Below are 294 nucleotides of genomic sequence, written 5' to 3'. Positions count from 1 at the left end.
CATCCATGCCCACTGTTTTCCAACCATCCACCGGGACATCACTCAAGGTTACTTTCATCGTTTTATCAACCAATGGTTCAGCATAATACAAGCCTATGTTACTGATATTGACGGTTCCACGAGCACCCGTAATTGTCACTCTAACCTTTTCGGCATGACTATCCGAGAAAGGCAACAACCGTTTATATCCCACCGTAGTTCCCTCACCCACATGATGCCATGCGCCATTGGCGAACACTTCTACTGTAAAACCTTCCACACGCTGGCCTTTTGTAATATCCTGGAGGATATTAC

At 45.9% G+C, this 294-nt stretch carries 1 protein-coding gene; it reads right to left on the bottom strand.

The annotated features are described in order from the left end of the window. Positions 1 to 294 (bottom strand): hypothetical protein (locus PZH32_RS13330; RefSeq protein ID WP_275208730.1); only part of this gene is annotated, 294 nt, incomplete at both ends.

The sequence above is a fragment of the Adlercreutzia equolifaciens genome, from assembly GCF_029076695.1.
GTDB lineage: Bacteria > Actinomycetota > Coriobacteriia > Coriobacteriales > Eggerthellaceae > Adlercreutzia > Adlercreutzia equolifaciens_A.
Note: the sequence above shows the minus strand (reverse complement) of the source record. Positions and strands in the feature narration are given on the sequence as shown.